General features: G+C 66.5%; 20 protein-coding genes. 14 read left to right on the top strand and 6 right to left on the bottom strand.

Annotated elements, in window-relative coordinates:
* Positions 1-28: 28 nt before the first annotated feature.
* Positions 29-394, bottom strand: coding sequence for a response regulator transcription factor (locus BAU06_RS18835; RefSeq protein ID WP_197509322.1), 366 nt, complete (start codon positions 392-394; stop codon positions 29-31).
* Between the two features lie 210 nt (positions 395-604).
* Here BAU06_RS18835 and BAU06_RS18840 point away from each other — a divergent pair, with 210 nt between their 5' ends.
* The 3 genes from BAU06_RS18840 to BAU06_RS18850 all read left to right on the top strand — a co-directional run bounded on the left by BAU06_RS18840 (position 605) and on the right by BAU06_RS18850 (position 3,216).
* Entirely contained in the window at positions 605-985 is a 381-nt protein-coding gene (locus BAU06_RS18840; RefSeq protein ID WP_066353514.1) for a DUF2784 domain-containing protein, read from the top strand.
* A gap of 103 nt (positions 986-1,088) precedes the next feature.
* The gene (locus tag BAU06_RS18845; protein WP_066353516.1) at positions 1,089-1,637 is read left to right on the top strand and encodes a DUF2946 family protein; all 549 of its coding nucleotides are present in this window, start codon (positions 1,089-1,091) and stop codon (positions 1,635-1,637) included.
* 82 nt (positions 1,638-1,719) lie between these two features.
* Positions 1,720-3,216: a PepSY-associated TM helix domain-containing protein gene (locus tag BAU06_RS18850; RefSeq protein ID WP_066353517.1), complete on the top strand. Its 1,497-nt coding sequence runs from the start codon at positions 1,720-1,722 to the stop codon at positions 3,214-3,216.
* On the opposite strand, the gene BAU06_RS18855 is transcribed toward BAU06_RS18850, so the two are convergent.
* Positions 3,213-4,136 (bottom strand): LysR family transcriptional regulator, encoded by a 924-nt coding sequence (locus BAU06_RS18855; protein ID WP_066353518.1) that lies wholly within the window; start codon positions 4,134-4,136, stop codon positions 3,213-3,215. The genes BAU06_RS18850 and BAU06_RS18855 overlap by 4 nt on opposite strands.
* Before the next feature lie 209 nt (positions 4,137-4,345).
* Between BAU06_RS18855 and BAU06_RS18860 the strand changes: the two genes are divergently transcribed.
* The 4 genes from BAU06_RS18860 (at position 4,346) to BAU06_RS18875 (ending at position 8,281) form a co-directional block, all read left to right on the top strand.
* Positions 4,346-5,398: an NAD(P)-dependent alcohol dehydrogenase gene (locus tag BAU06_RS18860; RefSeq protein WP_066353524.1), complete on the top strand. Its 1,053-nt coding sequence runs from the start codon at positions 4,346-4,348 to the stop codon at positions 5,396-5,398.
* A gap of 133 nt (positions 5,399-5,531) precedes the next feature.
* Positions 5,532-6,206, top strand: coding sequence for a thiopurine S-methyltransferase (locus tag BAU06_RS18865; protein ID WP_066353525.1), 675 nt, complete (start codon positions 5,532-5,534; stop codon positions 6,204-6,206).
* A 135-nt stretch (positions 6,207-6,341) separates the two neighbouring features.
* Positions 6,342-6,890, top strand: a complete 549-nt coding sequence (locus tag BAU06_RS18870; RefSeq protein ID WP_066353527.1) for a gluconokinase — start codon at positions 6,342-6,344, stop codon at positions 6,888-6,890.
* Complete coding sequence (locus BAU06_RS18875) at positions 6,887-8,281, top strand: GntT/GntP/DsdX family permease (RefSeq protein ID WP_066353533.1); 1,395 nt, start codon at positions 6,887-6,889, stop codon at positions 8,279-8,281. The genes BAU06_RS18870 and BAU06_RS18875 overlap by 4 nt, the downstream gene beginning before the upstream one ends.
* Positions 8,282-8,308: 27 nt before the next feature.
* Here the strand turns inward: BAU06_RS18875 and BAU06_RS18880 are convergent, their stop codons facing one another.
* The 3 genes from BAU06_RS18880 to BAU06_RS18890 form a co-directional block, all read right to left on the bottom strand.
* The gene (locus BAU06_RS18880) at positions 8,309-9,175 is read right to left on the bottom strand and encodes an alpha/beta fold hydrolase (RefSeq protein WP_066353536.1); all 867 of its coding nucleotides are present in this window, start codon (positions 9,173-9,175) and stop codon (positions 8,309-8,311) included.
* On the bottom strand, positions 9,175-10,659 hold the full coding sequence (locus BAU06_RS18885; RefSeq protein WP_066353537.1) for an MFS transporter: 1,485 nt from the start codon (positions 10,657-10,659) through the stop codon (positions 9,175-9,177). The genes BAU06_RS18880 and BAU06_RS18885 overlap by 1 nt, the downstream gene beginning before the upstream one ends.
* A gap of 124 nt (positions 10,660-10,783) precedes the next feature.
* A complete protein-coding gene (locus tag BAU06_RS18890; protein ID WP_066353538.1) occupies positions 10,784-12,343 on the bottom strand; it encodes a DHA2 family efflux MFS transporter permease subunit in 1,560 nt (519 codons plus the stop codon).
* 887 nt (positions 12,344-13,230) lie between these two features.
* Here BAU06_RS18890 and BAU06_RS18895 point away from each other — a divergent pair.
* From BAU06_RS18895 to BAU06_RS18915, 5 genes are all read left to right on the top strand, one after another.
* Entirely contained in the window at positions 13,231-14,457 is a 1,227-nt protein-coding gene (locus BAU06_RS18895) for an alpha/beta hydrolase family protein (RefSeq protein WP_066353539.1), read from the top strand.
* Positions 14,458-14,526: 69 nt separating this feature from the next.
* A complete protein-coding gene (locus BAU06_RS18900) occupies positions 14,527-15,771 on the top strand; it encodes an MFS transporter (RefSeq protein WP_231933909.1) in 1,245 nt (414 codons plus the stop codon).
* A gap of 34 nt (positions 15,772-15,805) precedes the next feature.
* Positions 15,806-17,341 carry an LVIVD repeat-containing protein gene (locus BAU06_RS18905; RefSeq protein ID WP_066353543.1) on the top strand — a complete coding sequence of 512 codons (1,536 nt, stop codon included), beginning with the start codon at positions 15,806-15,808 and terminating at the stop codon, positions 17,339-17,341.
* A gap of 6 nt (positions 17,342-17,347) precedes the next feature.
* Positions 17,348-18,337 carry an amidohydrolase family protein gene (locus BAU06_RS18910; RefSeq protein ID WP_066353545.1) on the top strand — a complete coding sequence of 330 codons (990 nt, stop codon included), beginning with the start codon at positions 17,348-17,350 and terminating at the stop codon, positions 18,335-18,337.
* A gap of 17 nt (positions 18,338-18,354) precedes the next feature.
* On the top strand, positions 18,355-19,119 hold the full coding sequence (locus tag BAU06_RS18915) for an IclR family transcriptional regulator (RefSeq protein ID WP_066353550.1): 765 nt from the start codon (positions 18,355-18,357) through the stop codon (positions 19,117-19,119).
* A 211-nt stretch (positions 19,120-19,330) separates the two neighbouring features.
* Here the strand turns inward: BAU06_RS18915 and BAU06_RS18920 are convergent, their stop codons facing one another.
* The gene (locus BAU06_RS18920) at positions 19,331-19,819 is read right to left on the bottom strand and encodes a YciE/YciF ferroxidase family protein (protein ID WP_066353551.1); all 489 of its coding nucleotides are present in this window, start codon (positions 19,817-19,819) and stop codon (positions 19,331-19,333) included.
* 287 nt (positions 19,820-20,106) lie between these two features.
* On the opposite strand from BAU06_RS18920, the gene BAU06_RS18925 reads away from it, so the two are divergent.
* On the top strand, positions 20,107-20,994 hold the full coding sequence (locus tag BAU06_RS18925; RefSeq protein WP_066353554.1) for a manganese catalase family protein: 888 nt from the start codon (positions 20,107-20,109) through the stop codon (positions 20,992-20,994).
* An 88-nt stretch (positions 20,995-21,082) separates the two neighbouring features.
* Positions 21,083-21,406, top strand: a complete 324-nt coding sequence (locus BAU06_RS26710) for a hypothetical protein (RefSeq protein WP_156770282.1) — start codon at positions 21,083-21,085, stop codon at positions 21,404-21,406.
* Positions 21,407-21,476 lie beyond the last annotated feature (70 nt).

Below are 21,476 nucleotides of genomic sequence, written 5' to 3' on the forward strand. Positions count from 1 at the left end.
GACTTCCGCCGGCATAGGCGCGATGCGCCTAGGCGGCGTTGCGCAGCACGCGATCCACCGTATCGACGATGGCCGACAAGTCGAAAGGCTTGGCGATGAACGCGGAGTAATGCGGGCAGGCCTTGACGACCGATTCCTCGGGCAGGCCGCTCATGACGATGACTGGCACTTCTTCCAGATAGGCGTTGTCGCGCATGGCGGTCAGGAGCGAGGCGCCGCCCATGCCCGGCATCATCACATCGGACACCACCAGGTCCGGCTGTACTTCCAGCATCCGCGTCAGGGCCGTCAGGCCGTCGTTTTCCACATATACCGTATGGCCGGCGCCGCTGAGCGCCTCGTGCACGACTCTCGCCAGCGAGGCCTCATCGTCCACCACCATGATCTTTGCCATATTTACTCCGCCGCGCCACCGCGCGTTCGCATATACCGCCCCGTCCGGGGGCGTTCTTGACCGAAGGAATACGTACGCAAGCTCCGTGCCCGGCGATGCCGTCCGGCGGCCGGGCGCGCCGCGCGTTGCACGGCTCGCGTAACATGAAGCGCACGGCATGCCTTTCGGGCCCGGCCCAGGGCCCGCATTCACGGACCGACGGCCGCCGATATGGTCACACCGCTAACGTACCGCATCCTGGCCGACGGGGTCCTGGTGCTGCATGGGCTGTTCGTCGCATGGGTCATTGTGGGCGGCCTGGCGGCTTTCTGGAAGCGCTGGCTCGTCTTGTTGCATCTGCCCGCCCTGGCCTGGGGCGCGATGGTGGCGGGCATGGGATGGATCTGCCCGCTTACCCCGCTGGAAAACGCCTTGCGCGTCCGCGCCGGCCTGCGGCCCTACGGCGGCGACTTCATCCAGCATTACCTGGCAGCCCTGATCTATCCCCCTGAATTGACCCGCGATACCCAGGTGCTGCTGGCCTGCCTGCTGCTGGGCGGCAACCTGGCGGTCTACGCCTTGCTGTATCGGCGCTGGCGCAAGAAGCGTTGAAACGCAATCCACCTCACATGGAACCATGACCTGGCTCGGCGTGTGCCTGCCGGCCGCTGACGTAGAATTCCCCCCGAACGAGCACCGATAACCGCCGTCGACCATGTTTCCCGCCCTACGGATCCCCCGCCCCGCCCGCGGCACGCGCCTGATGCCGTGCCTGCTGCTGCTGGCCGTTCTCCTGCGGGCGCTGATCCCGGTGGGCTATATGCCCGACACCGCGGCCCTGCGGCAGGGGGTGATCCGCATCAGCCTATGCACGTCGACAGGCGCGGTGCCCATGCTGCAGTTCCTGCGCAATGCACCGGACGCCGGTTCCGGTGCGGCGGGACACGGGGCACATGCCGGACATGCCGAGTGGGCCGCGGAAGAAGGCGATGCCCACGCCGTGCACGGCGGCCACGGCGGCCACGGCGGGCATCAAGCCGAGGGACACCAGGACGGCGGGCATTCCGACTCGGACCACACCGCCGGCGCCGAGTGCCCCTTCTGGGTCTCGGCCCACCTGACCGCCGACCTGCCGCCCGTGGGCCTCGCGCCGCTCCTGGCAGCCGTCCGCGACGCGGCGGCCGGCTTCCTGCCGCCGCTCACCCTGCCTCCCCTGCCGCCCGCCGGTCCGCCGCTGGGCTCGCGCGCGCCCCCTTCGGCCTGACGATCGGATCCTTATCCCCCGATACCCGCGCGGCGCGAGGCCGCGCGGGCCGTTCGTCCATGCTCCAGACAAGGTGGCTACCATGTCCGCACCCATGCATCGCGCCGCGCCCCCGCAAGGCGGCGCGGCCAGGCTTGCCGCGCCAGCGGCGGTCATGGCGCTGATCACGCGCCTGCACTTCTACATCGGCCTGTTCGTCGGGCCTTTCATCCTCGTCGCCGCCGTCACGGGCACGCTATTCGTCCTGACGCCGCAGATAGAGAACCGGCTCTACGCCGGACAGCTGTACACCGACACGACGGGACCCGCGCGCCCGCTGGCCGAGCAGATCGCCGCCGCGCGCGCGGTCATCGGCCCCGACCTGACGCTGCACGCCGTGCGGCCCGCCCCGCGCCCCGGCACCACCACGCGCGTCATGTTCAGCGAGCCCGGCCTGCAGGACTCCGAGCACCGGGCGATCTTCGTGGACCCGGTCACCCTTGCCGTCAAGGGCGACCTGAACGTCTACGGCACCAGCGGCACCCTGCCCCTGCGCACCACCCTGGATACCCTGCATCGCAATCTGATGCTGGGCGGCCTGGGCCGAAACTACAGCGAGCTGGCGGCTTCCTGGCTGTGGATCGCGGCGCTGGGCGGCATCGTGCTGTGGGCGTATGGCCGCCGGCGCGCGGCGCAGCTGGCCGGCGCGGCGTCCAGCCCACGGTTGCGCCTGCGCCGCCTGCACAGCGTGATCGGCCTATGGATCGCCGTCGGCCTGTTCTTCCTGTCCGTTACCGGGCTGACGTGGTCGCGCTGGGCCGGCGGCAACATCAATGTGCTGCGCCAGGAGCTGGGATGGGTGACCCCCGCCCTTCCGACCGGTCTCCAGGCGGGCGCCGCGGGGCCGCAAGACGGCGGGGAGCATGCCGACCATATGGCGAGTATGGGCGGGATGGAGCATGGCGCCGGCCACGCGTCCCGCATGGGCACGGCCATGCCCGCGCCGACGCCCACGGAAGCGCCCCGCCCCCAGGACGCGGCGTCGCGATACGACCGCATCCTGGCGACGGCGCGCGCCGCCGGCATCGACGCCGGCGAGATCGAAATCCGGCCGCCGCGCAAGCCCGGCCAGGCATGGACGGTGCGCGAGGTGGACCGCTCCTGGCCCACGCAGGTGGACGCCGTCGCCATCGACGGCCGCGACCTGTCCGTCGTCGGACGCGCCGATTTCGCCAATTTCCCGCTGGTCGCCAAGCTGATCCGCTGGGGCATCGACACACATATGGGCATCCTGTTCGGCTGGCCCAACCAGCTGTTGATGGCCGCCTTCGGCATTGCGCTGAGCGCGATGATCGTGCTGGGCTACGCGATGTGGTGGCGGCGCCGTCCGGCGCCGGGGTCCCCGGTGCTGACGGTCACGCAGGCATGGAAACGCCTGCCGGCGATGCCCCGCGCCATCGCCGTGGTGCTGGCCGTCGCCTTGGGCTGGAGCCTGCCGCTGATGGGCCTGAGCCTGCTGGCTTTCATGGCGGTCGACGTGGTCCGCTGGCGCTGGTCCGGCCGGTCCAGGGCCGGCGCGTATCTGCAGCGCAGCGCCTAGGGCCTGTTAACGCTAGAAGGAGCCTCGCGCTCCACGTCCTTGATCACGTCGACGAAGGCGCGCAGCCCCACGGGAACCAGCCGGTGGCTGGGGTAGTACAGGTAGTGGCCCTCGAAGGGCGGCGTCCAGTCATCCAGGATGGAGACCAGGCTGCCGTTCTCGATAGCCGCCCGGGCGGTGTCGTCCCAGACAAAGGCCACGCCCAGTCCCTTGATCGCCGCCTGCACCATCAGGTCCATGTTGTCCAGGGTGATCGGCCCATTGGCATCGAACTTCAATTCCTGCCCGTGGCGCTTGAACTCCCAGCGGTACATTTTGCCGCTGGGCAGGCGAAAACGTATGCAGGGGTGGCGGGCCAGTTCGTCCGGCGTGCGCGGCGTGCCGGCCCGTGCCAGGTAGGCCGGCGAGGCCACGCAAATCAGCCGGCCGTCCCCGCCGAAGGGCACGGCCACCATGTTCTTCGGCAGCGACTCCCCCAGCCGCACGCCGGCATCGAAGCCTTCCGCGACGATATCCACCAGCCGCCCTTCCACGACCAGGTCCACATGGATGCCGGGATAGCGTTCCAGGAAGGCGGGCACGATGCGCGTCATCAGGATGCGGGCCGCCGGCTCGGCGGCATTGATGCGGACACTGCCCGTGGGCCGTTCGGTCAAGGTTTCCAGGTCCATCAGCGCCTGGTCCAGGTCACCCAGCAGCGGCGCGACGTTGTGGAAGAAGCGGGCGCCGGCTTCCGTGGGGGCGACGCTACGGGTGGTGCGATGGAACAGCCGCAAGCCCAGGCGCTGCTCCAGCGACCGCATCATGTGGCTCAAGGTGGAAGCCGACATTCCCAGTTCATCGGCCGCGGCGCGGAAGCTGGCGTGGCGCACGATGGATGCAAACGCGGTCAATTCGGTCAGGCTGGGACGTTTATTCATGGGAAAAGGCCAGTACGGCATGCCAATTCTAGGGCATAGACCCAACAATACGCCGTACCTATACTGCCTGCATCCGCTCCGCCCCCGCGGCCGCGCCGGTCCCGGCGCCCGTGGCGGCTCTTCCGCGGCTTATCCCCCGCGCATCCCCTTACCCGCCAGGCAGGTCCTGCCGCGGGCGGCGACCGCGCGCCTGTTTGGAAGGAAACACCATGCAAACCAAGGCTTTTGGCGCCCTATCCCCCACTACGCCGCTGGCGCCGACCACGATCGAACGCCGTGAACCGGGCCCGAACGACGTCGCCATCCAGATCCTGTACTGCGGCGTCTGCCATTCCGACCTGCACACCGTGCGCGGCGAATGGGAAGGCATACGCTTCCCCTCCGTGCCCGGCCACGAGATCGTCGGCCGCATCAGCGCCGTCGGCCAGGAAGTCTCCCGCTTCAAGCTGGGCGATATCGTCGGCGTCGGCTGCATGGTCGACAGCTGCCGTACCTGCGCCTCCTGCCGCGACGGGCTGGAACAATACTGCGAAGGCCCGCATGGCTTCCAGGGCACCTACAACGGCTGGCTGGACGGCAGCGGCGAGAACACCTACGGCGGCTATTCGGCCAGCGTGGTGGTGGACGAGTACTTCGTGCTGAAGATCAAACACGCGGAGGCACAGCTCGCCGCCGCGGCGCCTCTGCTGTGCGCCGGCATCACCACGTGGTCGCCGCTGCGCCACTGGAAGACAGGTCCCGGCAAGAAAGTGGGTGTCGTCGGCATCGGCGGCCTGGGCCACATGGGCATCAAGCTGGCGCATGCGCTGGGCGCGCACGTCGTCGCCTTCACGACCTCGCCCTCGAAGGTGGAGGAAGCACGCAAACTGGGCGCCGACGAAGTCGTGGTGTCGCGCGATGCGGATGCAATGGCCCGGCATGCGCGCAGCTTCGACTTCATCCTGAACACCGTCGCCGCCTCGCATGACCTGGATGCATTCACCGCGCTGTTGAAGCGCGACGGCGCCATGACGCTGGTCGGTGTGCCGGCAACCGCGCATCCATCGCCCAACGTCGGCAACCTGATCATGGGCCGCCGCGCCATCGCCGGCTCGCTGATCGGCGGCATCCCGGAAACCCAGGAGATGCTGGACTTCTGCGCGGAGCACGGCATCACGGCCGACGTCGAAATGATCGACATGCAGGACATCGAGGACGCCTATGCCCGCATGCTGAAAAGCGACGTCAAATACCGCTTCGTGATCGATATGGCCACCATCTGAAGCGCCCGCGCCGGCGCATGCCCCGTCCGACGCGCGGACGTGCGCCGGTATAAGGCGGATCCCGCTCCGCCGCGCTTTTCACGCCGGGCCTCCTTACAATGAACCGGTCTATCGGGAAAGAGGAGCAGGTGGCATGGACCCGCAATTCTGGCTGGAACGTTGGCGCGAAGGCCGCACGCATTTTCATCAGACGCGCATCACGCCGCCCCTGGAGCGCTTCTGGCCCACGCTGCGGCTTGCGCCCGGCAGCCGTGTCCTCGTGCCGCTGTGCGGCAAGTCGCTGGACATGCCGTGGCTGGCCGCGCGTGGCCTGCGCGTGCTGGGCGTGGAGCTCTCGCCCCTGGCGGTGGAACAGTTCTTCGACGAAAACGGCCTGACCCCGCAGGTGCGGCGCTCCTCCATGGGCGAGCACTACACCGCCGGCGACATCGAAATCATCGCGGGCGATATCTTCGACCTGGATGCCGAAACGCTGCGCGGCTGCGCGGCCGTGTTCGACCGCGCGGCCCTGGTGGCGCTGCCGCGCGAGATGCGCGGGCCCTACGTCCGCCACGTATACGGCCAATTGCCCGACGACTACCAGGGGCTGTTGATCACCCTGGATTACCCGCAGCACGAAATGGACGGGCCGCCCTTCTGCGTCGGCGACGAAGAAGTCCAGGCGCTGTACGGCGAACCGGGCGCCGACGCCCACCGCATCGCCGAACTCGTCTACCGGCGCGACACCCTGGCGCACGAACCCAAATTCCAAAAGGCCGGCGTGACCCGGCTGGAAACGCTGGTCTACGTACTGCGCCGCCGCGATTGAATCGGGGCACGCATGGCGCACCCGCGCGCCACAGTTGAGCTAAGCTGTGCAAGGCCCGTGCGGCCGCCGCGCAAGCTGACCATCAGCTGACTACAACGAGCGCGGGCATACCAATATGCGAAGGAGGGTACAAGCATGGCCACTGCCATCGACAAGCCAGTCGTACTGGTCCTGATGGGCGTATCCGGCTGCGGCAAGACCACTGTCGCCGCCATTCTTTCCGGACGGCTGGACTGGCCCTTCGAAGAAGGCGACGCCCTGCATCCGCAAGCCAACATCGACAAGATGCACGCCGGCCACCCGCTCACCGACGAGGACCGCGCGCCCTGGCTGGAGAAAGTCGCCCAGTGGGTAGAGCAATGCCTGGACGCGGGCGAAAACGGCTTGATCACCTGCTCCGCGCTGAAGCGCTCCTACCGGGACATCATCAATCGCCGCGGCCAAGGCGTGCGCTTCGTCTACCTGGCCGGCTCCAAGCAGACCATCGCGGCCCGCCTGGCCGCGCGCCACGGGCACTTCATGCCGCCGTCCCTGCTCGACAGCCAGTTCGACGCACTGCAGGAACCCACGCCGGACGAACCCGCCATCCGCGTGGACATCGGCCCGGCGCCTTCCGCCATCGCCAACACCATCATCCAGACGCTAGGCCTGGACGCACAAACAGGAAAGAAGGAAAACCCATGACCCCGTCCGCCGCGTTGACGTCCCACGACACGCAGGTGCTGATCGTCGCCGCGATCGGCATCGTATTGCTGGTGGTATTGATCGTCTGGCTGAAACTGCATGCCTTCATCGCCCTGACCATAGGCGCCCTGTTCGTGGGTGTCGGCTCGGGCATTCCGCTGGAGAAAGTCACCGGCTCGTACGAGGCCGGTGTCGGCGGCGTGCTGGGCTACGTCGGTGTGCTGATCGCCCTGGGCGCCATGCTCGGCAAGCTGCTGGCCGATTCCGGCGGCGCCGACCAGGTCGTGGACCGCATCCTGCGCGGCAGGCCCGCCACCCTGCCATGGAAGATGGCGCTGGTCGCCAGCATCATCGGCATTCCCATGTTCTTCGAGATCGGCCTGGTGCTGTTGATTCCCGTGGTCATGCTGGCCGTGCACAAATCGCGCGGCCCCGCCATGCGCCTGGGCATCCCCGCCCTGGCCGGGCTGTCCGTGCTGCACGGCTTTATCCCGCCGCATCCCGGCCCGCTGGCCGCCATCGCCATCCTGCACGCGGATGTCGGGCTGACGCTGGCGCTGGGCCTGCTGATCGCCATCCCGACGGTGGCCGTGGGCGGCCCTTTGTTCGGCGTCCTGGCCGCGCGCATGGTGCCCATAGGCGCGGCCGGCGCCGGCCTGGCGGTCACCGGATCGGACCGGCCCGCCGAGGCCGCGGGCGACGATTCCGACGCCAAGCCCACGCGCAGTCCTTCCTTCGCCGTCACCCTGATCACCCTGCTCTCGCCCATCGTCCTGATGCTGGCCAAGGCGGCCGCCGATATCTGGCTGGGCAAGGACGATCCGGTACGCCATGTCCTGGACTTCGTCGGCGACCCGGTGTTCGCCCTGCTGATCGCCGTGCTGCTGGCCATGGTGACCTTCGGCACCTCGGTCGGCTTCAATATCTCCGTCCTGGGCAAGAAGATCGCCAACAGCCTGCTGCCCGTGGTCGGCGTAATGCTGATCGTGGGCGCGGGCGGCGGCTTCAAGCAGGCCCTGGTCGACGGCGGCACCGGCGCGGCCATCGCCAAGATCGCCCTGGCCACCGGGCTTTCCACGCTGGTGCTGGGTTGGATCGTCGCCGTCCTGATCCGCCTGGCCACCGGCTCCGCCACCGTCGCGACCGTGACGGCCGCCGGTATCGTGGCGCCGCTGGCCGGGAACCTGCCCCCCAGCCATCTTTCACTGCTCGTGCTGGCGATCGGCGCCGGCTCGCTGTTCTTCTCGCACGTGAACGATGCGGGCTTCTGGCTGGTCAAGGAATACTTCGGCTTGACCGTCGGCCAGACCATCAAGACCTGGTCCCTGATGGAAACCGTGCTGGCCGTGATGGGGCTGATCCTGACCTACGGCCTGTCGCTGGCGATGTAGCGGGATTGCCCGACGCCGGCCGCGCCATCACGCCGGGATGGCGCGCGCGAATTCCGCCAACTCCCTGTTGAAGCGCTGCGGGTATTCCTGGAACGGCGAATGGCCGCATTCCTCGTACCAGGATATCCGCGCATGCGGAATGGCATCCGCGATCATGCGCGCGGCCTGCGGCAACACGATGGTATCGGCCAGTCCCTGCGTGATCAGCACGGGCACTCGCACCTTGCGCAGGGCCGCCACGGTTTCGGCCGGATCGGTGTGCCAGCCCGCGGCCGCGCGCCGCACCGGCATGGGCACGATCGCGTTGTAGCAAAGCGCGCTTTCGTACAGCGAGTGCGCCGGCCGCTTGTGGTAGCAGGCATCCAGGAAGGCCATCGTATGCGCCACTTCCTGCGCCAGGGTCAGGTCCCGGGCCGGCTCGGTCGGCGGCGTCGACGGGCCGGCGGCGCGGGCATCCTCGATGACCCGCGACCCGACGAAGTTCACGCCCGCCAACGCGCCGTCGCCATACCGCATCAGGTACTGCCGCAGGACGCGTCCGCCCATGGACCATCCCACCGCGACCGGCCGGCGCAGGCCCTTGGCCTTCAGCACGGCGGCGATGTCGTCCGCCCAGGCGCTGCGATGGCGGTACGCCGCCACGTCCAGCGGCTTATCGGCGGCGCCATGGCCACGCAGGTCCACGGCCACGATGCGGAATTCGCGCGCCAGCTCGCTGTCGATCTGCGGCGCGAAGCAAAGATGGCATTGCGCCACGCCATGGACCAGGAAGATTTCCCGGCCGTCCGGATTTCCCCATTCATACGCGGCCACGCGCACACCGCCGGCACCCGTCACCATCAAGGGCGCGACGTCGGGTACCGTCCAGGCCTGCTCCCGTTCGTTCGTATCCATCACCGCGAGATTTCCTCCAGGGGGCGCCGCAGCGTGCGGGGGCCGAAGATGGCGATGACCAGGATCATCAAGACCATCGCCACCCCCATGAAGGCCGCCACGCCAGGGGTGCCGCCGACACCCAGGAAAAAGCCGATCAGCAGGCCGACGATGGCGGCGCTGGCCCGCCCCCAGCCGTAGACGAAACCGACGGCGCGCCCGCGCAGGCGCGTCGGAAACTGCTCGGCCTGGTAGCTATGGAAGATAAACGACAGCCAGTTGTTCGACAAGGTAACCAGCACGCCGAAGATAATCACCGCCACGGGGTTCACCTGCATGGCGAACAGCACCATGAAGCCGCCGATGCCGATGCCGGCGCAGACGATCTGCCATTTGGGCTCCATGCGGTCCGCCACCAGCAGCCCCAATAGCGGCCCGAAAGGATTGGCGATGGCGATGATGAAGGCGTACTGCAGGCTCTTGGTGATTTCCACGCCCTTGGCGATCAGCAGCGTGGGGACCCATGCGCTGAAGCCGTAGAAGCCGATCACGGCGAGCAGGTTGAACACGGACATCACGATCAGCCGCTTGCGATGCGGCGGCCGCAGCAGCTCGACGAAATGCCCCTTGGACTCGACCCGCGCGGCGGCCGGCACCTGGGGCGGCGGCAAGGCATGGCCCAGGTCGCGCTCGGCGCTGGCCTCGATCTCGCGCATGATGCTTTCCGCGCGCTCGCGCCGCCCGTGCATGGCCAGCCAACGGGGGCTTTCAGGCAAGGCGCGGCGCAGCCACCACGCGGCCAGCGCCCCCACCGACGCGATGATGGCCACCCAGCGCCAGCCGTCCAGCCCCAGCAATTGCAGCGGCACCAGCAGCCAGCCCAGCAGGGCCACCACCGGCACGATCAGGAACTCGATGAACTGGTACAGCGCGAAGGCGCGTCCGCGCGCATGCGGCGGGACAAGTTCGGGGATAAAGGTGTCTATCGTCACCTGCTCCAGCCCCAGGCCGATGGAGGCGATGAAGCGGAACAGGTCGATGCCGCCGGCCGTGTGCTGGAAAGCCATGATCAGCGTGGCCAGCGAATACCACACCAAAGACACCGTGAAGATGGCCCGCCTGCCGGCCCGGTCGGCCACGAAGCCGAAGAATATCGTTCCGACGAACATCCCCGCGAAGGTGCAGAACACGAAAAAGCCCACGCCGCTCAGGCCGAAGAAGTGCAATGAGCTCGTGGCGAACAGCCCGCTCTTGACCAGCCCCGGCGCGATATAGGCCGTCATGAACAGGTCGTAAAGCTCGAAAATGGCCCCGATGGAAATCAGGAAAACGAAATGCCTGGCCGTGCGGGAATACGGCAGCCGGTCCAGGCGCGCGGCGACGTTCAGCGCATAGTCATCGTCGGACAAGGCCGTGACGGCGGCGGGCGAAGTGCGGGCGGCGGTGCCCGCCGGCGGCGGGGGCGCGGCATCCCGCGGCGCGCCCGCCAAGGCGCGTGTATCCATTGCTCTGTCTCCGGATCGTTATTGTGGTATTTCGAGCCGAATCTTCGAGGAAGCCGCCGCGGCTTCGCAAGGCAAATAAATGCCTGGGGGACATGACAAAAAGTCATGCGGAACGCGCTTGGCGTCAGTGCGCCGCCGACGCGTCCGCCCCGCCGCCGCCCTTGGCCGGCCGGGTGATCCAGATCAGGGGAATGATCAGCAGGAAAATCACCGCCGAGATATAGAAGATGTCATCCAGCCCCATCATCGCGGCCTGCGCATTCAGCAGGTTGTCGAACATCGTGCGCGCGGCGCCGGTGTCCAGGTGCAGGAGCGTGCGTATCGAGTCGATCTGCTGGCTGAACGCCGGATTGGTGGCGGCGGTCACCTCTGTCAGCCGCTCGTGGTGCAGGATGGTGCGGTTATTCCAGACCGTGCCCGCCACCGACGTCCCGATCGCCCCGCAGAACACGCGCACGAAGTTGGACAGGCCGGCCGCCGCCGGGATCTTCTGCGGCGGCTGCCCCGACAGGATGATGGCCGTCAGCGGCACGAAGAACAAGGCCATCGGTATGCCTTGCAGCAGCGTGGGCCACACCAGGTGCCAGGTATCGATCTCGGTGACATAGTTTGACCGCATATAGAACACGCCCGCGAAGCTGACGAACGCCAGCGTCGCGATGATCCGCGCATCGGACTTCGGCAGCAGCTTGCCCATCACCGGCGAGAGCAGCAGGGCGAAGATGCCCAACGGCGCCATCACCAGCCCGGCATCCACGGACCGATAGTTCAGGTACTCCTGCATCCACTGCGGCAACAGCACCAGGTTGCCGAAGAACACGCCGTACGAAATGGAAATCGCGATCGTGCCCCCGCTGAAATTGCGCTGCGCGAACAGGCGCAGGTCGACGATGGGATGGTCCTCGGTCAGCTCCCAGATCAGGAAGAAGGTGAAGCTCACTATCGCTGTCACCGCCAGGCCGACGATCAGGGACGAATTGAACCAGTCCAGGTCGCGCCCCTTGTCCAGCATGATCTGCAGGGCCGCCACCCACGTGATCAGCAACAACAGGCCCACCAGGTCGATGGGCAGCTTGCGCGTCGGCGTCTCGCGCCGGCGATAAATGCTCCACGTCACCAGCGCGGCGAAGATGCCCACCGGGATGTTGATATAGAAAATCCACGACCAGCTGTAGCTGTCGGTGATCCAGCCGCCCAGCGAAGGGCCCGCGATCGGCCCCACGGTGGCCGTCATGGCCCATAGCGCCAGGGCCATGGAGCTTTTCTCCTTGGGATAGGATCCCAGCAGGATCGCCTGCGACATCGGGATCAAGGGGCCGGCCACCGCGCCCTGCAGCACCCGCGCGAACAGCAGCACCGGCAGGCTGGGCGCGATGCCGCACAGCCACGAGGCCAGGGTAAACAGCACGATCGCGCCCACGAACAAACGGATCTGCCCGATCCGCTGCGTCAGCCACCCCGTCAGTGGAATGGACACCGCGTTCGACGCCGCGAACACCGTGATCACCCAGGTGCCCTCATCGACGGACACGCCTAGGTTGCCCGATATCGTCGGGATCGCCACATTGGCGATCGACGTATCGAGCACGTTCATGAAAGTCGCCAGCGCCACCGCCACGGTGGCGAGCACGAGCTGGCCGCCCTGCAGTGGCGGCAAGGAAGGAGATGTTTGCTGAGTAGCCATGGACAACTGCCTGATGCACGCGTACGCGTAGGTTCGCACTTCAAGCTGAACACCACCTGAGAACGGTGCCGGTCCCCCCGCTACTCTGCCCTACCAGCCACCCACCCGATCGTTACCAGCCGCTACACCCCCACACCCAACACCCCACCCCCCACACCCCCGCACCCCACACCACCGCACCCCCACACACCCCTCGTAAGGCACGAGCGTCCCCGCAGGGGGGACGCTCGCGCCGGCCCGGCAAACTCTTCCAGCCACTCACCCCCCCTCCCCCACAACGCGCCAAGCACCCACCCCGTCCCAGCGGCGGTGATCACTCGATACCGCAGTCCGGCGGGGGGATGCCTGTCGCGGGCGGCCCGTCGGAGGGCGAACGAGCGGATACCGAAGGAAGGCGTGCCGCGGACACCATCCACAAAAACACTGTCAAGGAGCGGCCGCCGGACGAGGTGAGCGATGTGGTGTCCGGGGCCCGGGCCCCGGACCGCCTGACCGGGCCGCCCGCGACAGGCATCCCCCCGCCGGACGTCCCATTGCGAACACCGACCACCCGACGACGAACGAACGAACGCGCGAACGAATGAATGAATGAAGGCGCGAATGAAAGAAGGACCGAATGAAAGAAGAAGCGAATGAAAGAACGAATGAACGAAGCCCCAGGCAAAGAACCAAACAATCGAACATCCCCCCATATCGCCCCCCACGACAATCCCCACGCTATCGTTTTCCCCGAAAAATATTGATATGTGGGAAAACCCGTCAATCCCCTTTGACCGCGTTTCAACCCCGCCCCTAGGATGCATCCAGGCAGGCGAACCCCACGCAAGCGCATACGCCAGACAGCGCGCACTCCCTGCCCAGCCCCACCACATCCACGGAGCAGGCACATGGCAGAACAGCTTCTGATCGACCAGATCACCGATGTGACCCACGGCGTATACCAGCCTTATGGTTGGCATCACTGGCCCAACCACCCCTGGATGAGCTACCAATTCCGCCGCGCCCTGGGCGAAACCCAGGAAGGCGGCGGCGCCGTCTCGGAATGCTTCCTTGCCGCCAGCCGCATGATCCCCGGCGACAAGGAAAGCTGGCACCGGGAATGGAAACGCCTGGCCGACTTCAACCAATCCCGCGGCGACCAGGAATTCGAGCAAGGCCACATCCGCACCGCCATGAACTGCTGGCTGCGCGCCGCCAACTACTACCGCCACACCGAATTCTGGCTCGAATACGCAGACCCCCGCCGCCTCGTCGCCTTCACCGACATGGAGCAATGCTCCCGTAAATTTATCGAAAACCTCAACCCCGCCGGCGAAACCGTTCAAATCCCCTACGAGCCCGGCAAGCCGCTATACGCCTACTTCGTCCGCGCGCCCTTCCACAACGGCAAACAACCCGTCCTGATCTGCATGGGCGGCCTGGACTCCATCAAGGACGAAATGTGGTTCATGCAGGCACACGGCGCGCTCCAGCGCGGCATCTCCGTCCTCATGATCGACGGTCCGGGCCAGGGCGGCACCCTCCGGCGCCACAAAATCCCCACCCGGCACGACTACGAAGTCCCCATCGGCAAATGCATCGACTACCTGCTCACCCGCCAGGATATCGACCCGGCCAGGATCGCCGTCTGCGGATCCTCCCTGGGCGGCTACTACGCGGCGCGCGCCGGCTGCTATGAGCCCCGCCTGGCCGCGGCGATCTCCCATGGCGCCATCTGGTCCATCCAGGAACTATGGGCCAACGCCAGGGAAGACCACGGCCTTGCGGACCACATCAAGACCGTATTCGGCGCCGGCTCCATGAAAGAGGCGCTGGAAAAAGCCCGGCCTTTCGCCCTGGAAGGCCACCTCGATCACATGAAATGCCCCTACCTGATCGTCCACGGCGGCCATGACGTACTCGGTGTCGCCGCCGCGCGCAAGGTAGCGGATTACGCGAAAGCCAGGGGCGTCGATGTCACCCTGCGCTTCGTCACCGAGGACGAAACCGGCGCCGACCACTGCCAGCATGACAACCCCACCATCGGCCAGGAACTCATGATGGACTGGCTCTGCGACGTATTCGCCATCGACGAACGCGAACTACGCAAAGCGGCGATCGACCCGCTGATCTGAATCCGATAGCGCCGCCGGCAAGTGCCGGCGCGACCGGCTATCCGCACCGCGTCTCCAAGGAGAAATATCGTGCAAAACCGCCACGCCGCGCTTGCCATGTTCCTGATCCTGCTGCTGTCCTACGTCCTGAATGCGGTCGACCGCACCCTGTTCTCGGTCCTGGCCATCGAGGTACGCAACGCCATGGGACTGTCCCTGCCGCAAGTCGGCCTGGCGTCTACCTTGTTCACCCTGGGCATGGGCCTGGCCGCCATTCCGACCGGCTACCTGCTCGGCATCCGCTCGCGCAAATCCGTCGTCATACTCGGGCTGGCGATTTTCTCCCTGGCCACACTCATGACCGCCTACGCGCAAGGGCTGGCGGACCTCCTGGCCTACCGCTTCATCTCCGGCCTGGGAGAGGCCATGCAGGCGACGGCCATCATCGCCATCGGGGCCAGCTACTTCTACAGGCATCGCGCGCTCGTCACGGGTTCCGTCTCCTTCGCCTACGGCATCGGCGCGTTCCTCGGCCCGACCTCCACGGCGGCGCTGCTGAATGCCTACGACTGGAAAAAGCCCTTCGTCGTCTTCGGCCTGGTGGGCGCGATCGCCATGGTCCTCGTATGGATCTGGGTCAAGCCATGGTTCAGCGAAAGCCGGGAAAACGAAGCGCCGGCGAACCGTGCCGCGAATGCCGCCGCGCGCGGCGCCAATGAGACGATCTGGAACCCGACCACCGTCACGCTGGGATTGGCATCCATCTGCGCCGGCGTGGCCGTCTACGGCTTCTCCGGCCTGTACCCGACCTACCTGCGCAACGCGCTGGGCTTTACGCCGGCGCAGGCCGCGTACGTCATGAGCGCCATCGGCATCGGCGGCTTCCTCGCGCCGCTCAGCGGCTGGCTGGGCGACCGTCTCGGATACCACAAGGTACTTTGCCTGGCCCTTCCCCTGGCCGCGCTCTCCGGCGGCATCGCCTTTACGGAACTGGACCGGTCGGTATACCTGCACGCCCTGGCCGCGGGCGTGTTCGGCGTATCCGTTCTGAGCCTGCTGTATTCGAACCTGTCGGCCATCATCATCGAATCCATGACGCCGGCCAAGACGGCGCAGGGATCGGGCATGTTCATCGCCAGCTACTACATCCCCGCCGCCTTCGCCGGCTACCTGCTGGCCGAACTGAAGGAAATATTCGGCTGGACGATGGCCGGCATTGTGCAGACATCCGGCTTCGCCATCCTTTCCATGGTGCTCGTCCTGGTCGCGACCGCGATGCGCCGAAAAGCAATGCTGCCCACGCCCGACGTCGAACTCGGCGCCCATCGTGCCTAGGCATAGAACGCCCCCAACCCGCAGGAGACCCGCAATGGCCCCCCACAACGAACACGCACCCGCCTCGCAATCGCAGGCCGATGCCGGCAGAATCAACGGCGTCATGCCGGGCGGCGGGACGGTGCCCTTCCGGCTGCCCGCCGGCGCCCTGGACTACCTGGACCGCAATCAGTACATCTCGAACATGGAAGTGATCGACTTCTTCCCGTCGATCAAGCTGACCATCTTCGGCGACGAACACTCCTGCATGTGGGCCAAGGGCGATCGCCGCCTGATCGCTTTCGAAGGCGGCTGGGTCGACATCACGGATCCCCGGCGCGCCACCGTCATCCCCGAATCCGGTCTTTCGACATTCCAGAGCTGTGTCTACAACGAAAAGCTCGGGAAATGGATACGCGTCGTCGCGCACCAGATGCCGCTGACGCCGGGAACGATGCAGTATCCGCGCGGCAAGTACCACGAGGAATACGCGAACAAGGCCATCGGCCACCCCGGCTTTCGCGGCATCAAGACCTATGACGTCACCAATCCCGAAAAGACGGTGCTCCTGAACGAATTCGAGACCGGCAAGACCGGCCATGGCGTCCACCTGCCCTTCTACGACGGCGGCAAGTATGCCTATCTGGCCTGCGGCTGGGACGACCAGCTTCGCATGGAAAGCACGGAGCGCGTCTACAGCAACGGGCTGATGATCGTCGACATGTCGGATCCGGCCAGCGTCAAGGAAGTCTCGCGCTGGTGGGCGCCGGGCCAGCGGCTGGACGAAGAAGAGTACTACCGGGCGACGTATCCCTTCGCCGGCGACCAATGCTCGTGGACCTGCAACCGCACGCCTTGCATCGTCCCCGTTCGCGTCGAGGATGGCGGCACCGTGGGCTACGGCGGCTGGGGACATTTCGGCATGTATGTCCACGACCTTTCCGACATCCGCAACCCCAAGGTCCACGGCAAGGTCACCCACCCGCTCGAAGCCATCGGCGGCATTCCGTACCACCACGTCGTGCCCGTCACCGCCGATCCGCAGCGCTATCCGAAGTTGCGGAACCTGGTCATCGCCATACCCGAATCCCTGGAATCCGACTGCCGCGAGCCTTTCCACACCAGCTACGTAGTGGACGTGAAGGACCCGGCCAACCCGCGCATCATCGGCCTGTTCCCCCGCCCGATGCCGCATCCGGACGCGCCCTACAAGGACTTCGCGATGGCGCGGGGCAGGTTCAGTTCGCGCGTCATGCAGCACTGGATCGCGCCCGGCCAGGCGCGCCCGGATATCGTGGCCCTGTCGTACCTGAATGCCGGGCTGCGCCTCTTCGACATCTCGGATCCCACCGCACCCAGGGAGGTCGCGTACTTCGTACCGGCGCGCGACGGCGACATCCACGACTACATGAGCTGGCGGCGCGGCACCTCGGAAGCGGTATTCATCGAATGGGACCGCAAGCTGATCTGGCTATCCACGCACGCGGGCCTTTACCTGCTCTCGGCGCCGTTCCTGGGCGAGCCCGTGCTCAAGCCCATGGCCGTCGAGCGATGGTCGGTACCGCACGTCAACGCCGGCTGGGAAGGGTGATCGTCCATGCGGATAGACATCCATAGCCACGTCATTCCCGACCGGATCATCGCGGCCATCGCCGCCGATCCCGGCCGCTTCCAGGCGCGGATCGCGGGCGAAGGCGGCGCCCGCAAAGTGGTGCACGACCAGGGGTATGTCTATCCGCTGTTCGACGAATTCCACATCGCCGACGCCAAGCTCGACGCCATGGACCGCAAGGGCATCGACATATCGGTCATATCGCCGGCGCCGCCGATGTTCTATTACTGGGCCGATGCCGACCTGGCGCTGGAGGTCGCCGGCCTGGTCAATGACGGCACCGCCGACATGGTGGCCGGCAAGCCGGACAGGCTGCGGGGCATGGCGACGGTGCCGATGCAGCATCCCGACGCCGCGGTCGCCGAACTGGAACGGGCGGTTCGCGAGTTCGGTTTCAAGGCGGTGGAAATCGGCACCTCCGTCGAAGGCGCGCAGCTGGCCGAGGAACGCTTCCGTCCGCTGCTGCGGCGCGCCGCCGAACTTGGCGTCTTCGTATTCGCCCACCCTTACTACGTCGGCGCGAAAAGCGGCCTGGAGAACTACTACCTGACCAATCTGATCGGCAACCCGCTGGACACCACGGTGATGCTCGCCAACCTGATGTTCTCCGGCCGGCTCGACGAACTTCCCGGACTGAAACTGGTGCTGGCGCATGGCGGCGGCTTCACGCCTTACCAGATCGGGCGGCTGGTCCACGGGCACGCGGTGCGCGGCGAGACGCATGGCATCAGCAAGACCTCGCCGAAGGACCTGCTCAAGCGCATCTATTTCGACAGCCTGGTTTTCGAACCCCAGGCGCTGCGCTACCTGATCGACCTGGTCGGCGCCGACCACGTTTGCATCGGCACCGACTCACCCTTTGACATGGCCGACGACCACCCGGCGGCAACCCTGGACGCGGTGCCTCGCATGACGCCGGCCGAGCGCCATTGTGTCTGCTGCGGCACGGCCTTGGCCCTGCTTCGAGAAGGCTAGGCCGCAAGGAGTGACCGGTGACCAACGCCACATCGACTTCGCAGACGGTCGGCCGCGCCATCCAGCTGATCCGGCTGGTCGCGTCGAGTAAAACGCACAATCTGCGCCTGATCGATATTGCGGAGATGGCGTCCTTGGACAAGTCCACCGCGCACCGCCTGCTGCAGCGCCTGGTGCAGGAACGCATGCTGGCGCGCGACCCCGGCAGGCGCGGCTACCGGCTGGGCCCGCTGCTGCACGAATTGGGGCTGGGCGCGCTGCCGGAAACCAATGTGGAGGAAGCCGCCGAGCCGGCCCTGCGGCAACTGGCGCGGACCACCGGCGACATGGCCTTCCTGAGCGGGCGCAGCGGACTGGAGATCGTCTGTCTGAAGCGCGTGGCGGGAAGTTTCGAGATCCAGACCCTGGCCCGCAATGTGGGGGACCGCCACCCGCTGGGAATCGGCGCGGCGGGGCTGGCCATCCTGGCCGCCATGAACCATAACGACGCGGAGGCCGCGATCGCGGCGATCGCGCCGCATCTGGGCCGCTATAGCCTGGCGGAAGACGTACTGCGCGAACGGATCATCCAGACCCGCCGGCGCGGCTATGCCTTGGATGAAGGCAGCGCGGCGCTGGATATCGTCGCGCTCGGCAGGGTGATACGCAACCGGGGCAGCGTGCCGTGCGCCGCGGTATTCGTGGCGTCCATCAGCAGCCGCATGACGCCGGCGCGGCAGCGCCTGATCGACAAGCACGTCCTGGAGTGCGTGGCGGCGATCGAAGCCGCGCTCGCGCGCTAAGGGACACGCGGCGCGCAAGGCTTACTCGTCTATTCGAGTCCCTCGCGCCGGCCTGTCCCCCGGAATGCGGGCGCCGGAAGAGAAAACGAAAACGCCCCTGCGCGGCGCCAGCCCGGGTTCGCGAATGGGCGGCGCGCGACGCAGGGCAAAAGGATGTGCCGGGCGGCCTTTCTCACGGCACATCAAACGGGACGACCTGGAATGCGCGGTATCAGCCCTTGGCGGTTTGGTTCAGCTTCTGCGCCAGGCCGGTCAGCTTCTCGTCGGTCGACTTTTCTTCCTGCAGCGTTTCAAGCAGCAGCTTCAGCGCTTCCTGCTCGCCCAGTTGCTTGGCGAATGCGGCCAGGGTGCCGTAGCTGGCGATTTCGTAGTGCTCGACCTTCTGGGCGGCGCCGATCAGGGCGGCGTCCAGCACCGGGCCCTTGTCGATTTCCTCGATGATTTCCTTGGCCTCTTCGACCAGGCCTTCCATCGCCATGCACTTGACGCGCTTGAGCTTCAGCTCGGTCGTTTCAACGATCTGGTCGATACGTTCGACCTGGCCTTGCGTCTCCTGCAGATGCGATTCGAAGGCCGCCTTCAGGTCAGGACTGGTGGCCGCGCGCGCCATCCTGGGCAAGGCCTTGGTCAGTTGCTTTTCGGCGCTATAGATATCGGATAGCTCGTGCAGAAAGAGGTCCTGGATGGTTTTCTCAGCCATGAATGTGCTCCTGTACTGTGCGATGGTTGCAATCGATTTGCGTGTTCAACGTGACGGGGCCGCGCCCCGGTCCGCACGCCGCTGGACGCAAGCAACATACCCGGGGGCATCGCTGGAACGCCGCGCCCCGCCGGCGATCTGATGAGCAGCGCACAGGCGCCGCGACCCTGTGCCCACGGACCGCACGCGGCCAGGCCGGCCCCGACCATCCGCACAGGAATGCCGATTGCTTGAGCAGGCGGCGATCGCGGGCGCGGGCCCGCGGCATTGGACCTGACGGAGGACTTATGTTTGCCCACAATAAGCGACTGCAATACACGGTGCGGGTATCTGGCAGCAACCCTGGCCTGGCGAATCTGCTGCTGGAGCAGTTCGGCGGCCCGCAAGGCGAACTGGCCGCCGCCATGCGCTACTTCACGCAGTACGTCGCCGAGGAAGACCCGGGCCGCAAGGACATGCTGATCGACATCGCCACCGAAGAGCTCAGCCATCTGGAGGTCATCGGAACGCTGGTGGCCATGTTGAACAAGGGCGCCAAGGGCAAGCTGGCCGAAGCGGTCGACAAGGAAGCCGACCTGTATCGGGCCATCAACGGCGCGGGCAACGACTCCCATGTCACGCAGGTCCTGTACGGCGGCGGGCCGGCGCTGGTCAATTCGGGCGGGCAGCTGTGGAACGCCGGCTACATCGATTCCATCGGCGATCCCTCGTGTGACCTGCGCTCGAACATCGCGGCCGAAGCACGCGCCAAGATCATCTACGAGCGCCTGATCAACGTCACCGACGACCCGGGCGTGAAGGATGCGCTGACCTTCCTGATGACGCGCGAAGTCTCGCACCAGCGGTCCTTCGAAAAGGCGCTGTACTCCATGCAGCCCAACTTCCCCCCGGGCAAGCTGCCGCCCGACCCGCGTTTCGCCAACACTTACTTCAATATGTCCGAAGGCGAAGGCGACACGCGCGGGCCCTGGAACAGCGACGAGAACTTCGACTATGTCGGCACGGCGGAGGAAGCCGGTCCGCAGGACGGCGACGGCACATTCAGCGTGCAGTTGGCGAAGGACGAGGTCCGCGCCCTGCAAGGCCTGGTGGCACGCACCGCCTCCGACCCGCTCTCCAATCCTGAAACGGGCGCCGAACTGGGCGCGGGCAATGCCACGCCACTGAAAAAATAGCGCAAGGGTATGCCCTGATGGAAACCGGAGCGGCACGCATGGCGCGCGTCCTTTATACTGTTTATCCATACAGTAGTCGTGCTCAACCATGCCGCTCCGGCCACCCCTCACCCACGAGGACCTCACCCGCATCCGCGCCCGCTATGAGATGACGCCAGGCCGGGCGCCCTGCTCATACCAGGACGCCGTCGTGTGGCGGGACGTCGTCGCGCTCCTCCACGAAATCAAGCGTCTGCGCGCCATGCTGCTGCGCGCCGAACAATTGCGCGAGCGTTTCCCCAAGCCCGGCAATTGCCTGGACGAAGTCTGGGAGAAATTCCAGCGCGATCTCGCGGCCGAACCCTGCGTCGTGGAACTGGGCGAGATCAAAAGCGAATTGACGGCACATCGTGCAAAAGGGAAACGGCGCTGAAGGCCAAAAGGAAAGCGCCGACGCGGCCCTGCCCAAGCGGCACACACTTTGCTCTACGGCAGCCATGTCT

Origin of the sequence: Bordetella bronchialis (genome assembly GCF_001676705.1) — a bacterium.
In the GTDB taxonomy this organism is placed as follows: Bacteria; Pseudomonadota; Gammaproteobacteria; order Burkholderiales; family Burkholderiaceae_B; genus Bordetella_C; species Bordetella_C bronchialis.